This window comes from Actinomadura luteofluorescens, assembly GCF_013409365.1.
In the GTDB taxonomy this organism is placed as follows: domain Bacteria; phylum Actinomycetota; class Actinomycetes; order Streptosporangiales; family Streptosporangiaceae; genus Spirillospora; species Spirillospora luteofluorescens.
Genome location: NZ_JACCBA010000001.1, coordinates 815,692 through 835,360, shown reverse-complemented (window position 1 = coordinate 835,360; position 19,669 = coordinate 815,692). Strand labels below are relative to the sequence as shown.

Here is a 19,669-nt window from a genome sequence, read left to right as displayed (position 1 = left end):
CTCCATCGCCGCCCCTCGACATGTGAGAAGGGCCTGCTTCTGGCCAAAGGCGCGGACGAACCAGGCGTCGCTCAGGTAGTCGTGGAGACGAGATGGTTCCGCCCTGCGGACGGCCGCCGTACGCGGGAGGCGGCGTGGAGAGCGCGGAGGACGGCTTGGTGGGTGACCCAGCCGGTGAGAACGGTGCGCTCATCGTCCAGGACCGGCAGCCCGGTGCCGTCGGTGGTGGTCAGGATGTGGAGCGCGTCGGCCAGCGGCATTTCGGTGGTGAGGGGCGTGGGCATCTGCGCCAGCGCGCCGGCGGTCGGCGGGTGGTGGGCGGCGCCGGTCTGCTCGGTGTCGGCCAGGGCCTCGGCGGCCGCGCGCGCGGTGACGACCCCCTGGTAGGCGCCCTGGTCGTCGAGCACCGGCAGTGCGCCGTGCTCGGAGAGGGCGAGCAGCCGCGAGGCGTCCTCCAGGGAGAGCGCAGCCTGGAGCGGGCCGGGGACGGGCTCCATCACGTCGGCGATGCGGCGGGTCAGACGCGGGTCGGGGGGCGGCTTGTCCAAGTCGATGCCGCGGCGACGGAGCTTGAGGCTGTAGATGGTGCTGTCCGTCAGCCCGCGGCTGGCCAGGGCTGCCACCACGATCGCGGTCATCATCGGCAGGATGATGGAGTACTCGCCGGTCAGTTCGAAGAGGATCACCACGGCGGTGATCGGGGCGCGGGCGGCGCCGGCGAACACGGCCCCCATGCCGACGAGCCCGTAGGCGCCGGGGGAGGTGGTGATCGAGGGCCCGAGTTGGTGGGCTGCCGCGCCGAAGGCGCCGCCGAGCATCGCGCCCATGAACAGGCTCGGCGCGAAAACCCCGCCCGAGCCGCCGATTCCGATGGTCAGGCTGGTAGCGACGACCTTGGCCGCGAGCAGCAGGAGGAGGAACCCGATCACGTACCTGCCGTTCACGGCGTTCTGCAGGACCGGGTATCCGACGCCGTACATCTGCGGCACGGCCAGCAGCAGCCCGCCCAGCAGCAGGCCGCCGGCGGCGGGACGGAGCCACTCGGGCCCGCGCCACACCCGGTCGCACAGGTCCTCCATTCCGTAAAGGAAGCGCGTGAACCCCACCCCGACCAGGGCGCCCAGCAGTCCCAGCACGGCGAACAGGAGGTACTCGACTGGGTGTGCGACGTGGAAGTCCGGCGGTGACATGAACGACGCAGATCCGAACACGGCCCGGCCGATCACGCTGGCCGTCACGCTCGCCAGCACCACCACGCCGAAGGACTCGACGGTGTAGTCGCGCAGGATGAGTTCCATCGCGAAGAACACCCCGGCCAGCGGCGCGTTGAAGGTGGCGGCGATTCCGCCGGCCGCACCGCACGCGACCAGGATCCGCAGCCGGCTTTCGGTCACCCGGGCGATGCGTCCGAGTGTGGAGCCGAGCGCCGCGCCGATCTGCACGATGGGGCCTTCGCGTCCGACCGAGCCGCCGGAACCGATGGTCAGCGCCGAGGCCAGCGACTTCACCACCGCGACCTGCGCCCCGATGCGTCCGCCACGCTGCGAGACGGCCAGCATCACCTCCGGGACGCCGTGGCCGCGCGCTTCGGGGGCGAACCGGTGCACCAGCGGCCCGTACACCAGCCCAGCGACCACCGGCACCACCAGCACGAAGAACGGCCCCAGCCATGGCAGATCCGGATTGGCCGCGCGTCCTGCCGCGGAGTAGTCACCGTGCCCGGTGAACAGATGGGTGAACAGCGTGATGAGCTCACGGAAGACCACGGCGCCCACTCCGGCCCCGCAGCCGACCAGCAGCGCCAGCGCGACCAGACCCCCCTGGGTCTCGCGAACCCTGGCCACCAGGCCGCGAGCGCTCGACTCGACCGGTATGCGGCCGCCTTCCGAGGTGCTGCCCACCTGCGAACCCCCTTGCGATACCTGTCGAGCCGACTATTGCAGTATGCAACGCTTTGGCCCCTGCTTCGACCCGGGGCCGTCCAGGCCTGCGCCTTCGGATATCCGGCCGTCAGGCAGCCCAGAAATATGCGGGAGCTGCTCGCCGGGTTGCCTGAGCAGCGCAAATGAAGCCTTGCACAGTGCAAATGTTTCAGTACTCTAGGGCCGCATGACCAACGAGGGCCGCCGAACCGAGACTCATCGTGGGCGGCGACGCCGCGAGCAACTCCTGCGGATCGGGGTGGACCTTCTCGCGGAGGGAGGATGGCCGGCGGTCACGGCCCGGGCGGTGGCGGAACGCGGCGGTATCAAGCCGGGGCTTCTGCATCACTACTTCGGGGGCCTGCCCGGCTTCCACACCGCCGTTGCGGCGAATGCCCATGTGCTGGTGACGGAGCCGCTGCTCAAGGGCGTCTTGGAGGTGTCGGACGCGACGAATGCGGCCACGAACGCGCCACAGGTCGTGGCGACGAGGTTCGCAGATGCGCGTGCCCTGCGGCTCGCACGTGAGGTTCTCGTGCGGGCCCTGCGGGACCCGAGCATGGCGGCACAGCGTTACGGGTGGCTCCGGGAAGGGCATGAGAAACTCGCCATACGGCTGGCGGACATGCATCCGCAATGGACTCCGCAGCGCCGCGATGGCACCGCGTCGCTACTGGCCGCGCTCGTGGACGGACTGATGATGGAGCGGATGCTTGATCCGGGAGCGGCGAACGGCTCCGCCGACGGCCCGGCCAGTGGCATGTCGGAGGCCAGCCTCACCGATGAAACAAGGCATCCTCGCGAGAAACCGGACCGGCTGTGACGCACAGTTCGCCGAGAGGTGGAGAGAGGGCGATTCATGCGGTCCGGCTTTCTTGCCGAGCACCGGCTCACACCCTATCGGGGAAGATCCTTGCAGCCGCCATGACGGAGGCCGTGAAGATCGGGCGCGGGCGCCCGCCGAAGGAGGGGCCCGATACGTTCGGGATATGCGCGTGAGGATCCTCGGTCCGCTGGACGTCGAGGCTTGCGGCGAGGCCGTGGACGTCACGGGTCCGCGGCTGCGCGCCCTGCTGGTCCGGCTGGCTCTGGACGCGGGACGCACGGTCTCCGCCGAGGCGCTGGGCGGCTCGATCTGGCCGGGCGAGCGTCCCGCGAAGGAGGCGAACGCGCTCCAGACCCTGGTGTCGCGGTTGCGCCGTCTCCTGCCGGACGGCGTCATCCGGTCGGATGCGGCGGGCTACCGGCTCGACATCGCCGCCGACTCGGTGGACGCGCTGCGGTTCGAGCGGCTGGCCTGCGAGGGGCGCCGCGCCCTGCGCGACGGCGAGGTGGAGGTCGCGCTGCGGCTGCTCGACGGGGCGCTCGGGCTGTGGCGGGGCGGGCTGCCGGAGGAGGTGCCGGACACGGCGCGGCGCCGGCTGGAGGAGGTGCGGCTCGCGGGGGCCGAGGACAGGGCCGAGGCGTCGCTGGCGATCGGGGCCTTCGACGGTCTCGTCGCCGACCTGGAAGCACTTGTCGCGGCACACCCACTGCGGGAGCGTCTCCGCCTCCTGCTGATCAGGACGCTGGCGGAGGACGGGCGGCGGGCCGAGGCGCTCTCCGCCTACGCGGGATACCGCGCGTTCCTTGCCGAGGAACTGGGCACCGATCCGGGCTCAGAGCTGCGTGAACTGCACTTGGAATTGCTGCGGGCAGAACCGGCTCCCGCCGCCCGGCCGCGCGGGAATCTACGCGCGCCGGTGTCCAGCTTCCTAGGGCGCGTGGAGGAACTGCAGCTCGTCCGTGACCAGTTGGAGACGGGGCGGCTGGTGACGCTGACCGGGCCCGGGGGAGTGGGCAAGACCCGTCTCGCGGAGACGGCGGCGGGCGAGTTCCCCGGCGTGGTGTGGATGACGGAGTTGGCGCCGGTGAGCCGTTCCGGCGCGGTCGAGCATACCGCGGTCGCGCACGCGGTGATCGCCGCGTTGGGCATCCGCTCGGGCGACCATCTCGCCTCCCCGCGTCCCCCGATGGAGCGGCTGGCCGAGGCGCTCGCCGGCGACGCCGTCCTGCTGGTGCTCGACAACTGCGAGCACCTGATCGACGAGGCCGCCGGATTCGCCCGCGACCTGCTGGGCCGCTGCCCCGAGCTGCGGATTCTCGCGACCAGCCGGGAGCCGATGGGCATCCACGGCGAGGCGGTCTGCCCCGTCGCGCCGCTCGCGCCGGCCGCCGCCGCCGCGCTCTTCACCGAGCGCGCGAGAGCCGCGCGCCCCGGCTTCGCGGCCACCCCCGACGAGACGCCGCTCATCGAAGAGGTCTGCCGCCGCCTCGACGGCCTTCCGCTGGCGATCGAACTGGCCGCGGCCCGGCTCCGCACGCTGCCCCTGAACGACGTCGCTGAGCGCCTCGGCGACAGGTTCGCGCTTCTGGCGCGGGGCGACCGGACCGCCGACCCACGTCACCGGACGCTCCGCGCCGTTGTCGCCTGGAGCTGGGACCTGCTGGAACCGGAGGAACGGCGCCTCGCCCGACGCCTGGCGGTGTTCCCGGGAGAGATCACGGCGGCGAGCGCGCGGGCGGTCGCCGCGACCGACCCCGGTGTACTGGAGTCGCTGGCCGACAAATCGCTGCTGCGGTTCGACGGCCACCGGTACCGGATGCTGGAGACGATCCGCGCCTACGGCGTCGAGGAACTGGTGAAGACCGGCGAACTCACCCGCGTCCGCGCCGCGCACGCCGCCTACTTCACCGGCGTCGCTGAACAGGCCGAGCCGCACTTGCGGGAAGCGGGACAGTTGCCGTGGGTGGAGCGACTGGCAGGCGAGCGCGGCAACCTCCTGGCGGCGCTGCAGTTCGCCTGCGAGTCCGGAGACGCGGGCACGGCCACGCGACTGTGCGCGGCGCTGTGCACGTACTGGCTGCTCAGAGGAGAGCAACAGGCGCTGCTGCGCTGGACGGAGGCGACCCTGGAGGTTCGCGGCGAGGCGCCGGACGAAGGCAGGATCATCGTCGGGACCCTGCATCTGCTGGCCACGTCGATCTGGTCCGGACGACCCCCGGGCGACGACGAGGCCGCCGAGATCCGCCACCTGCTGAAGACCACTCCGCAGGAGCCGCGCGCCGCCCTCGCCGAGGCCGTCGTCGAGATCGTCGCCGGTGCCGATGCTCAGGCGATGGACGCGCTCAGCCGCCACCTCTCGCATCCCCACCCGTGGACGCGCGCGATGGCGGTGCTGATCCGCGCGGTGCTGCACGGCAGAGCCGGGGACGTGGACCACATGCGCACCGATCTTGAGGACGCGATCGCCGCCTTCACCGAACTGGGGGAGCGCGCGGGACTGGCCTGGGCCTTGACGTCGCGCGCCGATCTGCGCACCGTCGCCGGCGAGCACGCCGTCGCCGACCTCGAAGAGGCCGTCCGGCTGCTCCGCGAGCTCGACCCCGCCGACCCCCTCGTGCTCCAGCGGATATGGATCGCCGAGCTGCGTGCCCGGGCCGGTGCCCCGGCCCGGGCACGCAGGGAACTTCGCGCGCTCGTCCAGCAAGAGGCAGAGACGGGCCACCTCGCCTTCGCCAGGGTCGTCCTTGCCGAACTCGCCCTGCGCGAGGGTGATCTGGACGATGCCGCCCGCCATCTCCGACCGGCCTGGGACGCGGCCCGCCGCGCCGAAGACCCCCAGTTGCGGATCGCGGTCTGCTGCACGGCGGCAGACCTTGCCATGGCCCAGGGCGACCTCGTGACGGCGCGGGAGCGGATCGCCGCGTCCTTCGAGCTCGCCGTCACGGTCCACGACTCCGCGATGGCGGCCGTCGCCGCGGCCCGCCTGGCACGCCTGACGTCCCTGGACGGACGCGCCGAGCAGGCGGCCGAGTTCCTCGGCGCCGCCGAGGCCCTGATCGGCGACGTCCGCGCCATCGACGCCGACCTCATGCGCCTCGTGCCCGCCTTGCGGGAGACGCTGGGCGAAGCCACCTACAAGGCCGCCCGTGCCCGCGGCCGCGCCCGCGGTCACGACGAGGCCCTCGCCCTGATCGCGGAGCGCCTCACCTAGCCGGAGCGGACCGCTTGGCGAAATGACCACGGCAGTGGGAGCAGCAGAAGCCGTACGTGGTCCCTTCCCGCTCGAGGACGACGGCCGTCTCCACCGGGACCCGCGCCCCGCACACCGGATCGACGAACGTCCCCGGCGGCGCCTCCGCCGGGGACCCGGTCCTGGCCTGCTCGATCATCTCGAGCAGATCCGAGGAACGCCGCATCCGGCCGTCGATCCCGTAGCCGCCTTCGGGCACGCCGAGGACGTGCACCAGCACCTGCGTCTCCGCTCCGCGCGCGTCGGCCTCCACGAGCTCCCGGGTGATCGCGGCGATGAGGTGCTCACCCATCTCCCTGGCCCACGCGGCAACGTGGACGTTCACCACGAAGTGGCGTCGCTCGCCTGGCCCGCCCGCGGCGATCCAGGTCTCCGGCTCGTGGACCACGACGTGGGAGAGCGATGCGAACAGATCGCCCACGCCCGAGTCGGGGGCGATGTGCTCCGTGCCTTCTTCAGAAGCCGAGAAAAGCCGCGCTGGGGTGAGTCGCTCGGCGAGGCCCTCCCGCTCCTGCAGACTGAGCGCGCCCTTGGGGACGAACAGTTCGATGAACAGCATCTCAGCCCTCCTTTCCAGGGCGGTGGGCGGTGAGGCCGGCCGCGGTGAGCACGCTCACGATGCGGTCCTTGTCGGTGAAGTTCATCGGCCCTGGCGCGTCGTCCTCGGCAGGATCGGGAAGCGGGACGTGCCGCGCCATCGCCGCCCAGACGCGGCCGGTCTCGTCTTCGTCGGTGGTCCTACCGCACACGAAGGCCAGCCGCCCGCCGGGCTTCAGCGCCTCGCGGACGTTGGAGAACGCCGCGACGGGGTCGGCGAAGTACATGACGCCGCCGCGGCTGACGGCCACGTCGAAATGCGCCCGGGGAAAGGCGTGGACCTGCGCGTCGCCTCTTCCGAAGGTGACGTTGGTGATGCCCTCTTCCTCAGCCGTACCGCGGGCCCGTTCCAGCATCGGCCCGGACAGGTCGATGCCGACCGCGTGACCGGTGTGCCCGGCACGGAGCGCGGCGATCCTGGTGGTCTTCCCGGCGCCGCAGCCGACGTCCAGCACGCGGTGCCCGGACTCGATCCTCGCCGCCGCGAACAGCGGCTCGTTGAGACCGGTGACGAGCGTGTCGTACCGGTTGTGGTGGTCGGCCCAGTGACGGCCTTCGTACCCGTTCCACGCCTCGGACTGATGGGTGTTGACGATGTTCATGCGCCGCAGGTTGCCGTCCCGCGCTTGCATCTCCAGCACACATCGCTGGCACCACGTGATCGCCGAGGTCTGTGGCGCGACCGCGTTCAGTGGCGGGGGCGCGGTGCGGCAGGGTAGAAAAATCCTTATGACCGATGACGCGCCGCGCCGCAACAACGTTCGCGGCCAGGCCGCGGGGGACGTCGAAGTGGGCGACATCGACGAGGTGACCTCGGCGATCCTGACGGCCTCCCGGTTCCTGGTGGCGGTCTCGGCGCGTTCCCTGGCGGCTGTGGAAGAGGCCGTCACCCTTCCGCAGTTCCGGTTGCTGGTCGTGCTCTCGTCGCAGGGGTCCGCCAAGCTCGTCTCCCTCGCCCGGTCGTTGGACGTGAATCCGTCGACGGCCATGCGGATGGTCGACCGGCTCGCCGCGGCCGGCCTGGTCAGCCGGCAGGCCAGCCCGCACAGCGGACGCGAGGTCCAGATCACGCTCACCGCCACGGGTCGCGGCGTGGTCGACGATGTGACGGCGCGGCGCCGCGCCGAGATCACGGATGTCGTGGCGCGGATGCCGGCCGGGCAGCGGCTGGCGCTCGTCGTCGCCCTGCGGGCGCTCAGCGAGGCGGGCGGTGAGCCGCCGGTCCCCACTCCCGTGCCGCTGGGCTTGACGCGCCCCGTTCTGATCGGTCTAGCCTGAGCCCCCAGCCTTACTTCCCGGGGTGCCCGCCGCATGGTGGTGACGCTGTCCCGTCAGGTCGCCGGGCTGGACGCGTTCTGCGCCAGAAACCCGCCCGCACGGGGCTACGTGCGGGAGCGTCTCGACGACCTGGCACGTGTTGGTCGTTCGGGCACGGATCCGATGGCGATCGAGGCCAGCAGCACGAGCCCGGCGGCGGCCACCACCTGGCTCTCTCCTACTGCTGGGAGGTCTGACTTGGGGCCGCCGACGGGCGCGAATCGTCCTCGCGGATCCAGGACGACCGGCATGGTGTCGCCGCGTCCGTACCCTTCACAGCTGGTCGCGAGCTTACGCGGGATCGGCGCTCCACCGGTCCGGTGCAGCGTGCAGTGGTGGCTCTGGGAGCCGCGGCTGTGCGTCGTCCAGGTCCGCTCCACGACTGCCTCGGCGTCGACGCCGACCAGCGTCATCGCGATGTCGCGTGCAGCCACGACACCGGCGATGTGGACGACGAACGCCGCCAGGACGCCGAGGGTCAGCGGCGCGCCGCGGAACCGCAGTGGCCGCCGGGTGCGGTACAGCCAGCCCAGTGCCATCACCACGCCGATCATCGCGGACACGGCGATCAGCGCCGCAGCGGTCGTCCCCCACCACAGGTAGCCGGCCGCGGCGAACGCGAATCCGAGCACGGCCGCACCCGCCACCAGACCACCACGACGCACGGCGGAACCGATGACAGACACACACCCTCCACGAGGTCAGACCGAACGCCGAGCCTAACTGTGATCCACCACCTCATCAGGACGCGCTGCGGCGTCAAGCCTCGGGACGAGGCTCGTCGCATGTCCGCTCGGGTCCACCAGCCGGGTTCGGCTCTGGTGTGCTTGGCGGCATGTCCAACAGGTCGGGTGCGAGGGTGGCCCCACATCTTGCTTTGGCAGGGTGCAGTTGGCAGGTCACCTGGATCGTCGCGCTCGTGACAGATCCGGCTCAGGAGGTGGGTGACGCCCTCGGCTAGATGAACTGTCGAGGCCGAGGTAGGACTGAGCTGTCGCGGGTGTTTCAGGTGACGTGGTCTCGTGCTCACGTCCCGTGAGCAGTGACGAAGATCGAGAGCGTCACCGGGTTGCCGACTGTTGCCTCCCGATCCGCCAGGGCCTGAGATACCGCTGTCAGGACTTGGATCGCGGTCGCATAGTCGTTGGGTGCGGCAGTCTGGAATGCTGACGCATCCGGCCAGACGATCACCTGAGTTCGGTGGCCTGTCTGAAGCAGCCCCTCCCAGAGCGAATCCTCCAGGGCGTCCCAGACGTGGCTGCTCGACAGAGGCGGGTCCAGCGGAAATGTCGACCGGACCGCCTCGAAGAAGGTCGTGCGATCCACTGCGCCTGCCAACAGATGAACGATGGCGCCCTCGTCGCGCGCGGTCCTCACCAGCCCGGCGGCTTCAGCGTGATCGACGGCAGTCACCCCAGGTCGAAATTCCATGATCACAACGTAGTCACCCGAGGTCATCCTGATGGATGTTCTTCAAGTTCCCGGTGCCCGATGGCCCCTCGCGTCCTGCTTTGCTGCGCTTGGGTTTGCGGCCTTGAAGCGGCTGATGGTTGGTGGTTGTGCGGGCGGTCTCGGCAATGAGCTGACCGTCGTCGGGTGGGCTTCGACGCGGCGCTGTTCTGCGAGGCGCTCTCCTGCTCGCTAGTTGCGGTGGCCGCGAACGTTCATCGGGTTATGGCATGCCGAACCGGGTCAGTTCCGAGGAACGTGGACCGTTTCGACCCAGGCAGGTGGGGGCGGCGGATCGGCGCCGATGAGCGCGGCGATGAGGCGCGATGACGACGGCGCTTCGGGCCACGGGGTGAAACCGTCGGTCAGCACGATCATGACACCGGGGCGTTCGGGCCGCCCGGATGCCGACCCGCATGTCGGTGCCGCCGCCGCCTTTGAGCGCGACCTGCTGCGCGGACGTCACCCGCGCCGCGGTGTGCACGTCGGCGTCGCAGGCGAGCACGGTGATCCGGTTCCCCCCGAACGCCGACCTCCTGCAGTACGCCGGTTACCTCGGCGAGGGCCGTCGCGAGGTCGTCCTCGCCCATGGATCCGGAGGTGTCGATGACGATCGCGACGACCGGCAGTGGGCGTCGCAGGCTCGGCAGGACGACGCCGCGCAGCGCGGCGGTGCGGCGGGACGGACGGTGGAAGGTGTAGTCGACCCCTCCGGCCGCCAAGGCGACCGCCTCTCGCACGGCTCCGGCGAGCACGCGGCGCCAGTCGACCGCCGGTTCGAGGAGCTGCTCCGCCCAGCGTTGCCAGCCTCCCCGAAGGGAGCCGCGGTTGCGCTGGGCGCGCATGGCCTCGGCGGTGTGGCGGCGCAGTGCCTCGGCCTCGACCGTGCTGACGCCCCCCTGCCCGCCGGGCCCGAGGATCTCCCAGTCGCCGGGTGCGCCATGGGCGCCGGAGCCGCAGTCGAAGCACTGGGCCGACGGCGGCAGGTGGGGGAGGTACTCCTCGAACAGCCGTCCGGTCTCCAGCCCGAAGTCGCCGGGTGCCGCCCGGCCCTCGGGAAGCTCCAGCCTGTCAGCGAGCAGGTCGTCGTTCATTTCGCAGTCCTGGGCGACGTTCAGGCGCGCCTGGTCGCGGCGGTCGGCGGTCGGCAGCAGGTCCGCACGGCCGTGATAGTTCCGCAGCAGGTGTGCCACCTCGTGGATCCACTCGCCCGCCAGTTCGGGGACAGAGGACGCCGCGACGAAGGACGGTGACACGTAGCACCGCCAGTGCCGATCGACGCCCATCGTCGGCACCCCGTCGCTCGGTACGACCGTCAGCGAGTAGAGCGCCGAGGCGAGATAGGGCCGGTCGCCAGCGGCCCTCACCAAGCGCTGAACATGGCCACTCCGGCCAGCGTGTTCCGCCCGCACGCTCCCGCCCGCCCCGACGAGCCCGAGCCCGAGAGCCAGGATGAGGCCGCGGCACCGTTGCGGGTCGAGGTGATCGAGCCACCGGCCGACCGGCCACAGGAGCCGGCGGTGCAGTTCGAGGTCCGCGTCCCACCCAGCGGCCAGGTGACTCTGGTGCCGGGACGGCAGGGGTTCTCGGTTCCCCAGGGTCTGGCCGGACGAACGTTGACCGTCCGGGCCGGCCTGCGCAGCCTGCACATCCTGCTCGACGGGCATCTGGTCCGCAACGGGGGGCAGATGCGGGCAGGACGCCCGCATCTGCCCCCGTCACGGGTTCCGTGCGGATCTCAGGATCGGGCGTCTCCGACCGAGACCATGTCGAGGCTCGCCTGGTTGTGGCGCTCCACCCAGTTCATCAGCGCCGTGTGGCAGGCGTGGTCCAGGTGCCGCAGACCGGTGAGGTCCAGTTGGACCGGCCGATCTCGGGGGAGCTTCTCCAGGGTGTCCAACATCTGCGGCAGCCGCAAGAACGTCGCATGGCCGGCCAGGGCGACACGTACCGGACGCCCGTTCGCGTCGGCCGCCTCTTCCGTCTCGTCCACCTCGATCTGGATGTGCGAGGTCTCCCAGGCTGTCTTGATCACAGCCAGCACCAGGCCGAGCAGCACTCCCTCGAACAGGTTGAGGACGACCACTGCCGTGGCCGTGAGGACGAGGATCAGTGCCTCGCCGCGATGACGGCGCCACAAGGGGCGCAACTGCTTGACAGGCATGAGTTTCCAGCCGGCGTGCACGAGCACGCCCGCGAGGGCGGCGAGCGGGATGATTCCCAGCGCCGCAGGGAAGGCCGCGGCGAACAAGAGAATCCAGAGCCCGTGCAGGACGCGCGAAGCCTTGGTCTGCGCTCCTGCCTGCACGTTGGTGGCGCTGCGTACGATCACCGCCGTCATCGGCAGGGCTCCCAGGAGCCCGCACACGGTGTTGCCGGTGCCCTGGGCCATGAGCTCCTTGTCGTAGTCGGTGCGGGGGCCGTCGTGCATGCGATCGACCGCGGCGGCGCTGAACAGGCTTTCCGCGGAAGAGATGAGCGCGAACGCCAGCACGGTTCCGAGGACGCCGATCTCGGCCAGTCGGGCCACGTCGCCGATGCCGGGTGGCTGGACGGCTCCGAGAAGGCCCTGTACGTCCAGCCGGGCCACGGGCAGATCCAGCAGGAAGGACGCACCCGTGGCCAGAGCCACGGCCGCGAGCGGCGCCGGAACTTTTCGGACTCGTTCCGGCAGGTGCGCCCATCCCGCCAGCAGTGCGACGGTGCCCGCGCCGACGCCGAGCGCGGCCAGCGCCGCGGCTGATCCGGTGCTGTCGAGGAGCAGGCCCGGCAGCCCGGCGAGTTTGGCCATGCCCGAGCCGGGCGCGGTGGCATCGGCCATGGCGTACAACTGCCCGGCGATGATGGTCAGGCCGATGCCGGCGAGCATGCCCTCCACCACGGCCACGGAGATCGCGCGGAACCACCGCCCCATCCGCAGCGCGCCGAGCAGCAACTGCAGGAGGCCCGCCGCGAGGACTATCGCGCCGAGCGTGCTCAGGCCGTATGTCTGGACGGCCTCGTACACCAGGACGGTCAGGCCCGCGGCGGGACCGCTGACCTGGAGGCTGCTGCCGGGAAGCAGACCGGTCACCAGGCCGCCGACGATGCCGGTGATCAGGCCCAGCTCGGCCGGGACGCCGGAGGCGACCGCGACTCCCACGCACAGCGGCATGGCGACGAGGAAGACGACAAGGGACGCGGTGATCTCGTTGCGAAGCACTCGGGAGGACCGCAGGGTCGTTGGGAGCATCGGTCCTCACCTACAGGGGAGAGAAGGTGTCGGCGTCCGGCCGGTGCGCCAGCACCGATCCGGTGTGCACTTCGTAGTACCAGGCGTGCAGGCCGATCCGGCCGTCGGCGGCCCGCTCGGCCACGCCGGGATAGGCGCGCAACCGCTCCAGTTGATCGAGCACATGTCTCTGGACCGCCGCCGCCAGGTCGCCGCAGCCGGCGGAGGGGGATGCCGCCCGCTCGGATGCGGCGTTACCGGGCAGACGCGGCGAGGTGCCGGCGGCCTCGGCCAGCCATGTGCGGACGGCCGGGGCGGCGCTGAGGTCGTCGCCGCGGACCAGGGCGCCGACGGCCCCGCAGTGGGAGTGCCCGCACACCACGACGTCGGCGACGCCGAGGATCTCGATCGCGAACTCGATGGTGGCCGCTTCGCTGGTGGGACGGTCCAGCCGGTACGGCGGAACGATGTTGCCCGCCGTGCGCAGCTCGAACAGCTCGCCTGGACGGGCTCCGGTGAACAGGGAAGGGATCACGCGCGAGTCGGAGCAGGTGATGAACAGCGCCAGAGGCGACTGGCCGTCGGCGAGCCGATGCAGTTCTCCGCCGTTCTCCGCTGCCCGGGAGCCGAACGTTCGGGCATGGTCAATGAAAGTGCGCATGCGAAATACCTCCAGGGCGTCCCCGCGAAGGCGAGGGCATCGTAGGAGTTGGACAAAGGACGATCTGACGGTGTGGTCGTCCGGTCGCGTTGACCCGTTCCGATACCGAGGCGCGATAAGGCCGTCGTTCATTGCATGTGGCATGGTCGTAACGACCAAGCGCGACGACTTACGCCCTCAAAATGGTGCTTCGGCAGGAAGGTGACACGCGCCGGAGGGCGCTGTCAGCAACGAAATACCTGGAGGATGGCGGGTATGTTCCCGGTGGTACGTCTGCTGATCGCGTGCACGAGCCCGCCGACGCGGCGCGGAAACGCGATCGTGCTCACGCCGGCGGTGAATGCCGAGCGTGTCGGGGTGTCCGGGGCTTTGACCTCTTTGGGGTTGGCCACGCGACTGCTCGCCCGGACCGTCAGATGCTTGGGCGACTCCTGCGCGGACTTCCGCTCCTCCGAACTGGAGCGAAGCGCGCCCGAGTCGCTCAGTTGAATGCTGCCCGCCGAAGCCGGCGCCGTGAACTCGCCGGGTCCTGCGCTTTGGAGAGCCGTGTCCAGTACCAGGTGCAGGCAGCCGCAAAGGACGACGATGAGCAAGGCGGCGGCACGTCTCATCGTGCTGTGCCGTCTCACCCGCGACGTCCTCCGATCGGGCCGGGCTCATCCAGCCGTTTCGTCCGCTACTAACTGACCCGTGCGTGAAGCGCTGATGGCTCGCCAAGCTGCATGACAGTGCATTCGAGCGCCCGGCAGAAAGCGGGAGGCAGCCAGATCACGACCCTATCACGCATCGTTAGTCTCTGATCACGAAGCCGGAATCGGTTCCAGGGATGGCGGGAGCTTTCCGGTCGGCCGTGCCGGCTTGCGCGGTGCCAGGGTGTCGGCCAGTCCCGTGCGGTCGGCACCGGTCCCATCTTCTACATACGATAGAAGATGATGGTTGGAGTCCCGGGCGGCGACGATCCCCGTTCTTCGCACGATCGTGCAGCTCCGCCGGATTGCCTCTCAACGCACGAGCTAACGCGGACCGAAGGCAACGGTGGCACTTCTATGCATTGTAGAAGAAGATGTGGGCATTGGTACAACTTTGAGGGGGCGCCTCCGCTGGTCCCTGCCGACCTCGAAGGGGCGCACCTGGTCGCCAAGGCCGCGCCAGCGCGCCTCACTGGCTGCCTCGAATCCAAGTGCCGGTCTCGCGCCCTCCCAGGACCCACATCAGCGCCTCTGTTGGCGCCCCGCGCCAGAGGATGTGTCCGGGCCGACAGTTGCGAGCCTCGCAGAGTTCGTCACGCTTCACGACGCCCTCCGCGGCGAGAGTGCGCGCCCCGGTCAAAACGCCCGTGACCGGCTGTGCCCGTGCTCCAGTCCGGATGGGTGTACGCGCAGGTCCAGGTAAGGGCTGTTGTGCTGCTGCGCGGCCCAGGCCTCCAGGATGGTGCATCCAGAAGGGTCCGGGCCTGCATCGAAAGGCTGGTGGCGATTGCGCTGCCGTCGAGCGCAGGGGCTGCGAACGTTTGCCGAGGTCGCATCGCCTGGTCGGCCGATACCGGAGGCTGCTAACGTATCAGTCTGTGATGATGTCAGTCGGTACTGATGTGCTCAGGTTGTTGGCCGACCCGTTGCGCGCACGGATCGTGTCGCTGCTGGCAGCGGAGGCGCTGTGCAACTGCCACCTCGTGGAGGAGACCGGCGCCAAGCAGACCAATATCTCCAACCATCTGCGGGTGCTGCGTGAAGCGGGCCTGGTGGACACCGAGCCTTGCGGGCGTTTCACCTACTACCGGCTGTGTCCCGAGGCGCTGGAGCAGTTGGCCGCCGAACTCGGCGAGTTGGCCGCCGCCGCCCGCGAGGTCCAGACCCACCAGCGAAAGAGGCCTTGCACGTGACCACCACGCAAGACCCCGGCACCGTCCCCGGGCCACAGGGTGACGGGGTGGTCGGCGGGCTGTCGACGCTCGACCGCTTCCTGCCCGTGTGGATCATCGCGGCCATGGCGCTCGGCCTCGGGCTGGGACGCGCAGTTCCCGGACTGGACGACGCCCTGGCCAAGGTCGAGGCGGGCGGGATCTCGCTGCCGATCGCTCTCGGCCTGCTGGTGATGATGTACCCGGTGCTGGCCAAGGTCCGCTACGACCGGCTGGACACCGTCACCGGAGACCGCCGCCTGATGATCGCCTCGCTGGTGCTGAACTGGGTGATCGGCCCGGCGGTGATGTTCGCGCTGGCCTGGACCTTCCTGCCCGACCTTCCCGAGTACCGCACCGGGCTGATCATCGTCGGCCTCGCCCGGTGCATCGCCATGGTCATCATCTGGAACGACCTGGCCTGCGGCGACCGCGAGGCCGCCGCCGTCCTGGTCGCTCTCAACTCCGTCTTCCAGGTCATCGCGTTCGGCGCGCTCGGCTGGTTCTACCTTCAGGTCCTGCCCGGTCGGCTGGGGCTGGAGACCGACGAGGCGGACTTCTCGGTCGGCAAGATCGTGGTGAACGTGCTGGTGTTCCTGGGCATCCCGCTGGCGGCCGGATACCTCACCCGCCTGTTCGGTGAACGCGCCCGCGGCCGCGCGTGGTACGAGGAGCGGTTCCTGCCCCGGATCGGTCCCGTGGCGCTGTACGGGCTGCTGTTCACCATCGTCATCCTGTTCGCCCTGCAAGGCGACACCATCACCAACCAGCCCGCCGACGTCGCCCGCATCGCCCTACCGCTGCTGGCCTACTTCGCGGTGATGTGGGGTGGGTCCTTCGCCCTTGGCCGTGCCGTCCGGCTGTCCTATCCGCGCACTGCGACGCTGGCGTTCACCGCTGCCGGGAACAACTTCGAGCTGGCCATCGCCGTGGCGATCGGAACCTTCGGCGTCACCTCCGGGCAGGCGCTTTCTGGCGTGGTCGGCCCGCTGATCGAGGTCCCGGTCCTGGTGGGGCTGGTGTACGTGTCGCTGTGGCTGCGCCGCCGATATCAGGTCGGCGGCGGTGACAGGAGATGACCAGCGCGGTTCCAGAGATGTGCCACGGAGGTCCGCAGTGATCACGAGACCCGGTGAGGCGTTGTTCGATCGCATCGCCGTGCGGTTGGCTGGACGGTTCCACGGGCTGGTCTCCACCGAGACCGCCCGAAGTCTGGTCGTCGACCCCTACGGGCAGTTGCGGGCCACTTCCAATGTCGATGCCCATCTGGTGGTGCTGGCCGAACGGTTCGCCGCCGAGCGGCTCACCGCTCTTGCCCAGGCTGAAGGGCGGCTCGACAAACCGGTCCCCGAGGTGCTGTTCGCCTGCGACGCAAACGCCGGCCGGTCCCAGATGGTCGCCGCGCCGGCCATGGCGCGCGGGCACGGGCGGCTGCAAGCCCGCTCGGCCGGCATAGCGCCGGCGGCCGAACTGGAGCCGGCCGTGGCCGAGACCGCCGCATCCGCGACGAGATCGACCCGCTCGTCATCGACCTGCTCGCCGCTCTCGGCCATCCCGGCCCTCGACCAGCAAAGGACCTCCGATGCCTGATCGGTCTCTCTCCGGCAAGCCCAGCGTGCTGTTCGTCTGCGTTCACAACGCCGGACGCTCCCAGATGGCCGCCGCCTACCTCACCCATCTGGCCGGCGATGAGGTCGAGGTCCGCTCGGCGGGGTCGGCGCCGGCCGACCAGATCAATCCCGCGGTGGTGGAGGCGATGGCTGAGGAGGACATCGACATCTCCGCCGAGATCCCCAAGGTGCTGACCACGGACGCCGTCCAGGCATCCGACGTGGTCATCACCATGGGATGCGGCGACACCTGCCCGGTCTTCCCTGGCAAGCGCTACCTGGACTGGGCCCTCGACGACCCCGCCGGGCAGGGGGTCGACGCCGTGCGGCCGATCCGCGACGAGATCCGCAAGCGCGTCGAGAACCTTGTCAGCGAGTTGCGGCCGCAGGAGTGAGAGCGCAGGGGCCGGAGTCGACGGTGCGCTGTCTTGAGCGCCGGTATGCGGCGCCGCCCCGCTCTCCGGCTCCTGCCTCGCCCCGGTCGATCCGCGGCCTTTGCCGGGCGCGGTAGGAGCGGTGAGCCAGGGCGGCGGGCTCAGTCCGCGGGCGGGCAGCAGGTGTTCAGGTAGTCGCGCAGTTCGGTGAGCGACCGGTCGATCGCGGCCGAATCGATGCGGTAGAGGACCTGCTTGCCGTCCCTGCGTGAGGTGAGCAGGCCGCCCCGGCGCAGCAGCGCGAGTTGCTGCGAGGCGTTGGACTGGCCGACGCCCAGGCGCTCGGCGACGGCGCCGACGCTGAGTTCGATGCCGCCGGCGAACAGTTCGAGCATCTGCTGCCGCTGCTCGCTGGCCAGCGCCTTGAGGAACTCGTGTGCTCCGGCGCCGAGAGGAGCCGCCGGCGTCCCATCGCAGCCTCCGCCGGGAGACCGGGTGGCCGCCCCGCCAACCGGCCCTTCCAACGACATCGACTGGCTGGTCACCGGCTCGGCCATCGCTGCTTGCTCCTCCATGGGACGGGCCTCCATCCTAGGCCGCATATCAACAATTGGACATTTTATGAAATGTTGATATGTTCGCCTCATGCTCACCACCGCACCGCTGGTCGTCATCGGCGGCGGGCAGGCCGGTCTGGCCACCGCCCACATCGCTCGCTCGCTCGGCTTGGCGCCCATCGTCCTGGAGGCGGCCAAGCGGCCGGCCGGGTCCTGGCCGCACTACTACGACAGCCTCACCCTGTTCTCCCCAGCCCGCCGCAGCGCTCTGCCTGGGACGGTGTTCCCGGGTGATCCGGACGGCTACCCCGCGCGGGACGAGGTCGTGGCCTACCTGACCGACTACGCCGCCCGTCTGGACGCCGACATCCGCACCGGTCACCGGGTCACAGAGGTCATGGCCGCGCAGGACGGATCGCGAGGCGGATTCGAGGTGGTCACGGCGGGCGGCGAGGTCCTCGCCGCACCGGTGTTGATCGCCGCGACGGGCGGGTTCAGCCGCCCCCACCGCCCGGACCTGCCGGGGCTGGACGGTTTTCCCGGTATGGTGCTGCATTCCTCCGACTACCGGCGCCCGGACGCGTTCGCGGGCCGGCGCGTGGTGGTCGTGGGCGGGGGGAACTCGGCGGTGCAGATCGCGATCGAGCTCGCCGGGGTCGCCGACGTCACGCTGGCGACCCGGCATCCCCTGCGCTTCATGGCGCAGCGCCTTCTGGGCATCGACATGCACATCTGGTTGCAGCGCACCGGGCTGGACACCGCGGGCTGGGCGCGCCCGCTGCTGACCGGCGGCAAGGGCACGCCGGTGATGGACATCGGCACTTATCGGGACGCCATCGCCACCGGCAACCCCGACCGCCGTCCGATGTTCACCCGCCTGGAGGGAGACCAGGTCGTGTGGAGCGACGGCACGCGCGAACACGTCGACGTGGTGTTGCTGGCCACCGGGTACCGGCCGGGAGTGGACTACCTCGCCGGGTTGGGCGCGCTGGACGAGGACGGGCAGCCGCACCACCGCGGCGGTGTCTCGCTCACCCATCCAGGACTCGGGTATGTGGGGCTGGAATGGCAGCGCTCGTTCGCCTCGGTCACCCTGCGCGGGGTCGCCGCCGATGCCCGCCATGTCCTCACCCGGCTGCGCAAGCAGATACGCACCACCGACCGTGCGTTGACGTCGTCCAGATGATGACGGCGTAGGGCCCCGCTGGAGACGCCGCTGCTCGCCCGAGGACCTGACGGGTGCGCCACATCCCGGGCGATCAGGACGGCGCCGCGGTCGGGGGGGCTCGCGACAACCCTGCCCTGCACCTCGCAGGGGGCGGCGAGGGTGTTGTGGACGGTCCCGTGGCGGCGCAGGTTGCGGTGCAGCTGGCCGGGACGCGGGGGACAGGGACGGGTCAGGCCGGTGCCAGGGTGGGCAGGGCGAACAGGCCTGACAGGCGGGTCAGTCTTTCCGGCACCACCCGGTAGTACACCCACGTGCCGCGACGTTCACCTTCGATGAGTCCGGCCTGGCGCAGCACCTTCAGGTGGTGGGAGATGGTCGGCGCGGTGAGGTCGAACGGGCCGGTCAGATCGCACACGCACGCCTCGCCGTCCTCGCCCGACGCGATCAGGTTCAGCAGGCGCAACCGCACCGGGTCGGACAGCGCCTTGAACACTCTGGCCAGTTCGGTCGCTTCCGCCTCGCTCAATGCCGGATTGCTCAGCGGCGCACAGCAGACGGGGTCGGTCACGTCCTCGAGCTCCAGCGACTTAGACATGCCTCTAATTTGACATCCATCTATCCAGTAATGCAAACTGGCGCCTGCTTAGATGGACATCTAAACAGGGAGTCCGAGATGAGGAGGTTGCTCTCCAAGATCACCGGCCGTCGCGTCAAGGCCGTCGCCTTCTGCGAGACCTGCGACCAGGTGTGCACGCCCACATGCCGCTCGTCCGCACACACCGACCGCGTCACCACCGCCGCCTACCGCGCCCGCCTCTGAGCAGCTC

General features: G+C 70.3%; 21 protein-coding genes. 9 read left to right on the top strand and 12 right to left on the bottom strand.

Annotated features, from left to right (window positions below; translation table 11 throughout):
- Positions 1-71 precede the first annotated feature (71 nt).
- A complete protein-coding gene (locus tag BJY14_RS03660) occupies positions 72-1,901 on the bottom strand; it encodes a chloride channel protein (protein ID WP_179842297.1) in 1,830 nt (609 codons plus the stop codon).
- A gap of 208 nt (positions 1,902-2,109) precedes the next feature.
- On the opposite strand from BJY14_RS03660, the gene BJY14_RS03655 reads away from it, so the two are divergent.
- Positions 2,110-2,745 carry a TetR/AcrR family transcriptional regulator gene (locus BJY14_RS03655; RefSeq protein ID WP_179842296.1) on the top strand — a complete coding sequence of 212 codons (636 nt, stop codon included), beginning with the start codon at positions 2,110-2,112 and terminating at the stop codon, positions 2,743-2,745.
- Between the two features lie 166 nt (positions 2,746-2,911).
- Positions 2,912-5,959, top strand: coding sequence for an ATP-binding protein (locus tag BJY14_RS03650; protein ID WP_179842295.1), 3,048 nt, complete (start codon positions 2,912-2,914; stop codon positions 5,957-5,959).
- Here BJY14_RS03650 and BJY14_RS03645 read toward each other — a convergent pair.
- Complete coding sequence (locus BJY14_RS03645; RefSeq protein WP_179842294.1) at positions 5,952-6,557, bottom strand: YHS domain-containing protein; 606 nt, start codon at positions 6,555-6,557, stop codon at positions 5,952-5,954. The two genes, BJY14_RS03650 and BJY14_RS03645, sit on opposite strands and share 8 nt — an antisense overlap.
- A gap of 1 nt (position 6,558) precedes the next feature.
- Positions 6,559-7,197, bottom strand: a complete 639-nt coding sequence (locus BJY14_RS03640) for a class I SAM-dependent methyltransferase (RefSeq protein WP_179849145.1) — start codon at positions 7,195-7,197, stop codon at positions 6,559-6,561.
- Positions 7,198-7,252: 55 nt separating this feature from the next.
- On the opposite strand from BJY14_RS03640, the gene BJY14_RS03635 reads away from it, so the two are divergent.
- Positions 7,253-7,873 carry a MarR family winged helix-turn-helix transcriptional regulator gene (locus BJY14_RS03635; RefSeq protein WP_312878952.1) on the top strand — a complete coding sequence of 207 codons (621 nt, stop codon included), beginning with the start codon at positions 7,253-7,255 and terminating at the stop codon, positions 7,871-7,873.
- 104 nt (positions 7,874-7,977) lie between these two features.
- Here the strand turns inward: BJY14_RS03635 and BJY14_RS03630 are convergent, their stop codons facing one another.
- The 7 genes from BJY14_RS03630 to BJY14_RS03605 form a co-directional block, all read right to left on the bottom strand.
- On the bottom strand, positions 7,978-8,598 hold the full coding sequence (locus BJY14_RS03630) for a hypothetical protein (protein ID WP_218905058.1): 621 nt from the start codon (positions 8,596-8,598) through the stop codon (positions 7,978-7,980).
- Between the two features lie 340 nt (positions 8,599-8,938).
- Positions 8,939-9,370, bottom strand: a complete 432-nt coding sequence (locus BJY14_RS03625; protein ID WP_179842292.1) for a barstar family protein — start codon at positions 9,368-9,370, stop codon at positions 8,939-8,941.
- 234 nt (positions 9,371-9,604) lie between these two features.
- Complete coding sequence (locus BJY14_RS46335; protein WP_281382056.1) at positions 9,605-9,739, bottom strand: hypothetical protein; 135 nt, start codon at positions 9,737-9,739, stop codon at positions 9,605-9,607.
- A complete protein-coding gene (locus BJY14_RS03620) occupies positions 9,736-10,728 on the bottom strand; it encodes a vWA domain-containing protein (protein ID WP_312879777.1) in 993 nt (330 codons plus the stop codon). Before BJY14_RS03620 ends, BJY14_RS46335 begins: the two co-directional genes overlap by 4 nt.
- Before the next feature lie 371 nt (positions 10,729-11,099).
- Positions 11,100-12,593, bottom strand: coding sequence for a SulP family inorganic anion transporter (locus BJY14_RS03615; protein WP_179842291.1), 1,494 nt, complete (start codon positions 12,591-12,593; stop codon positions 11,100-11,102).
- 10 nt (positions 12,594-12,603) lie between these two features.
- A complete protein-coding gene (locus BJY14_RS03610; RefSeq protein WP_179842290.1) occupies positions 12,604-13,233 on the bottom strand; it encodes a carbonic anhydrase in 630 nt (209 codons plus the stop codon).
- A gap of 224 nt (positions 13,234-13,457) precedes the next feature.
- Positions 13,458-13,826 (bottom strand): hypothetical protein, encoded by a 369-nt coding sequence (locus tag BJY14_RS03605; RefSeq protein WP_179842289.1) that lies wholly within the window; start codon positions 13,824-13,826, stop codon positions 13,458-13,460.
- Between the two features lie 977 nt (positions 13,827-14,803).
- Between BJY14_RS03605 and BJY14_RS03600 the strand changes: the two genes are divergently transcribed.
- From BJY14_RS03600 to BJY14_RS03585, 4 genes are read left to right on the top strand one after another with little or no spacing between them, the layout of a single operon-like run.
- Positions 14,804-15,115, top strand: coding sequence for an ArsR/SmtB family transcription factor (locus BJY14_RS03600; protein WP_246396473.1), 312 nt, complete (start codon positions 14,804-14,806; stop codon positions 15,113-15,115).
- Complete coding sequence (gene arsB / locus BJY14_RS03595; RefSeq protein ID WP_179842287.1) at positions 15,112-16,212, top strand: ACR3 family arsenite efflux transporter; 1,101 nt, start codon at positions 15,112-15,114, stop codon at positions 16,210-16,212. The genes BJY14_RS03600 and arsB overlap by 4 nt, the downstream gene beginning before the upstream one ends.
- 37 nt (positions 16,213-16,249) lie before the next feature.
- Positions 16,250-16,723, top strand: a complete 474-nt coding sequence (locus BJY14_RS03590) for a three-helix bundle dimerization domain-containing protein (protein ID WP_179842286.1) — start codon at positions 16,250-16,252, stop codon at positions 16,721-16,723.
- Positions 16,716-17,138 carry an arsenate reductase ArsC gene (locus BJY14_RS03585; RefSeq protein ID WP_179842285.1) on the top strand — a complete coding sequence of 141 codons (423 nt, stop codon included), beginning with the start codon at positions 16,716-16,718 and terminating at the stop codon, positions 17,136-17,138. Before BJY14_RS03590 ends, BJY14_RS03585 begins: the two co-directional genes overlap by 8 nt.
- 140 nt (positions 17,139-17,278) lie before the next feature.
- On the opposite strand, the gene BJY14_RS03580 is transcribed toward BJY14_RS03585, so the two are convergent.
- A complete protein-coding gene (locus BJY14_RS03580) occupies positions 17,279-17,692 on the bottom strand; it encodes an ArsR/SmtB family transcription factor (protein WP_246395784.1) in 414 nt (137 codons plus the stop codon).
- Positions 17,693-17,762: 70 nt separating this feature from the next.
- Between BJY14_RS03580 and BJY14_RS03575 the strand changes: the two genes are divergently transcribed.
- Positions 17,763-18,860, top strand: a complete 1,098-nt coding sequence (locus BJY14_RS03575; RefSeq protein ID WP_179842284.1) for a flavin-containing monooxygenase — start codon at positions 17,763-17,765, stop codon at positions 18,858-18,860.
- Positions 18,861-19,071: 211 nt separating this feature from the next.
- On the opposite strand, the gene BJY14_RS03570 is transcribed toward BJY14_RS03575, so the two are convergent.
- Positions 19,072-19,437 (bottom strand): ArsR/SmtB family transcription factor, encoded by a 366-nt coding sequence (locus tag BJY14_RS03570; RefSeq protein ID WP_179842283.1) that lies wholly within the window; start codon positions 19,435-19,437, stop codon positions 19,072-19,074.
- A gap of 78 nt (positions 19,438-19,515) precedes the next feature.
- Here BJY14_RS03570 and BJY14_RS03565 point away from each other — a divergent pair, with 78 nt between their 5' ends.
- Positions 19,516-19,662 (top strand): hypothetical protein, encoded by a 147-nt coding sequence (locus tag BJY14_RS03565; RefSeq protein ID WP_179842282.1) that lies wholly within the window; start codon positions 19,516-19,518, stop codon positions 19,660-19,662.
- Positions 19,663-19,669 lie beyond the last annotated feature (7 nt).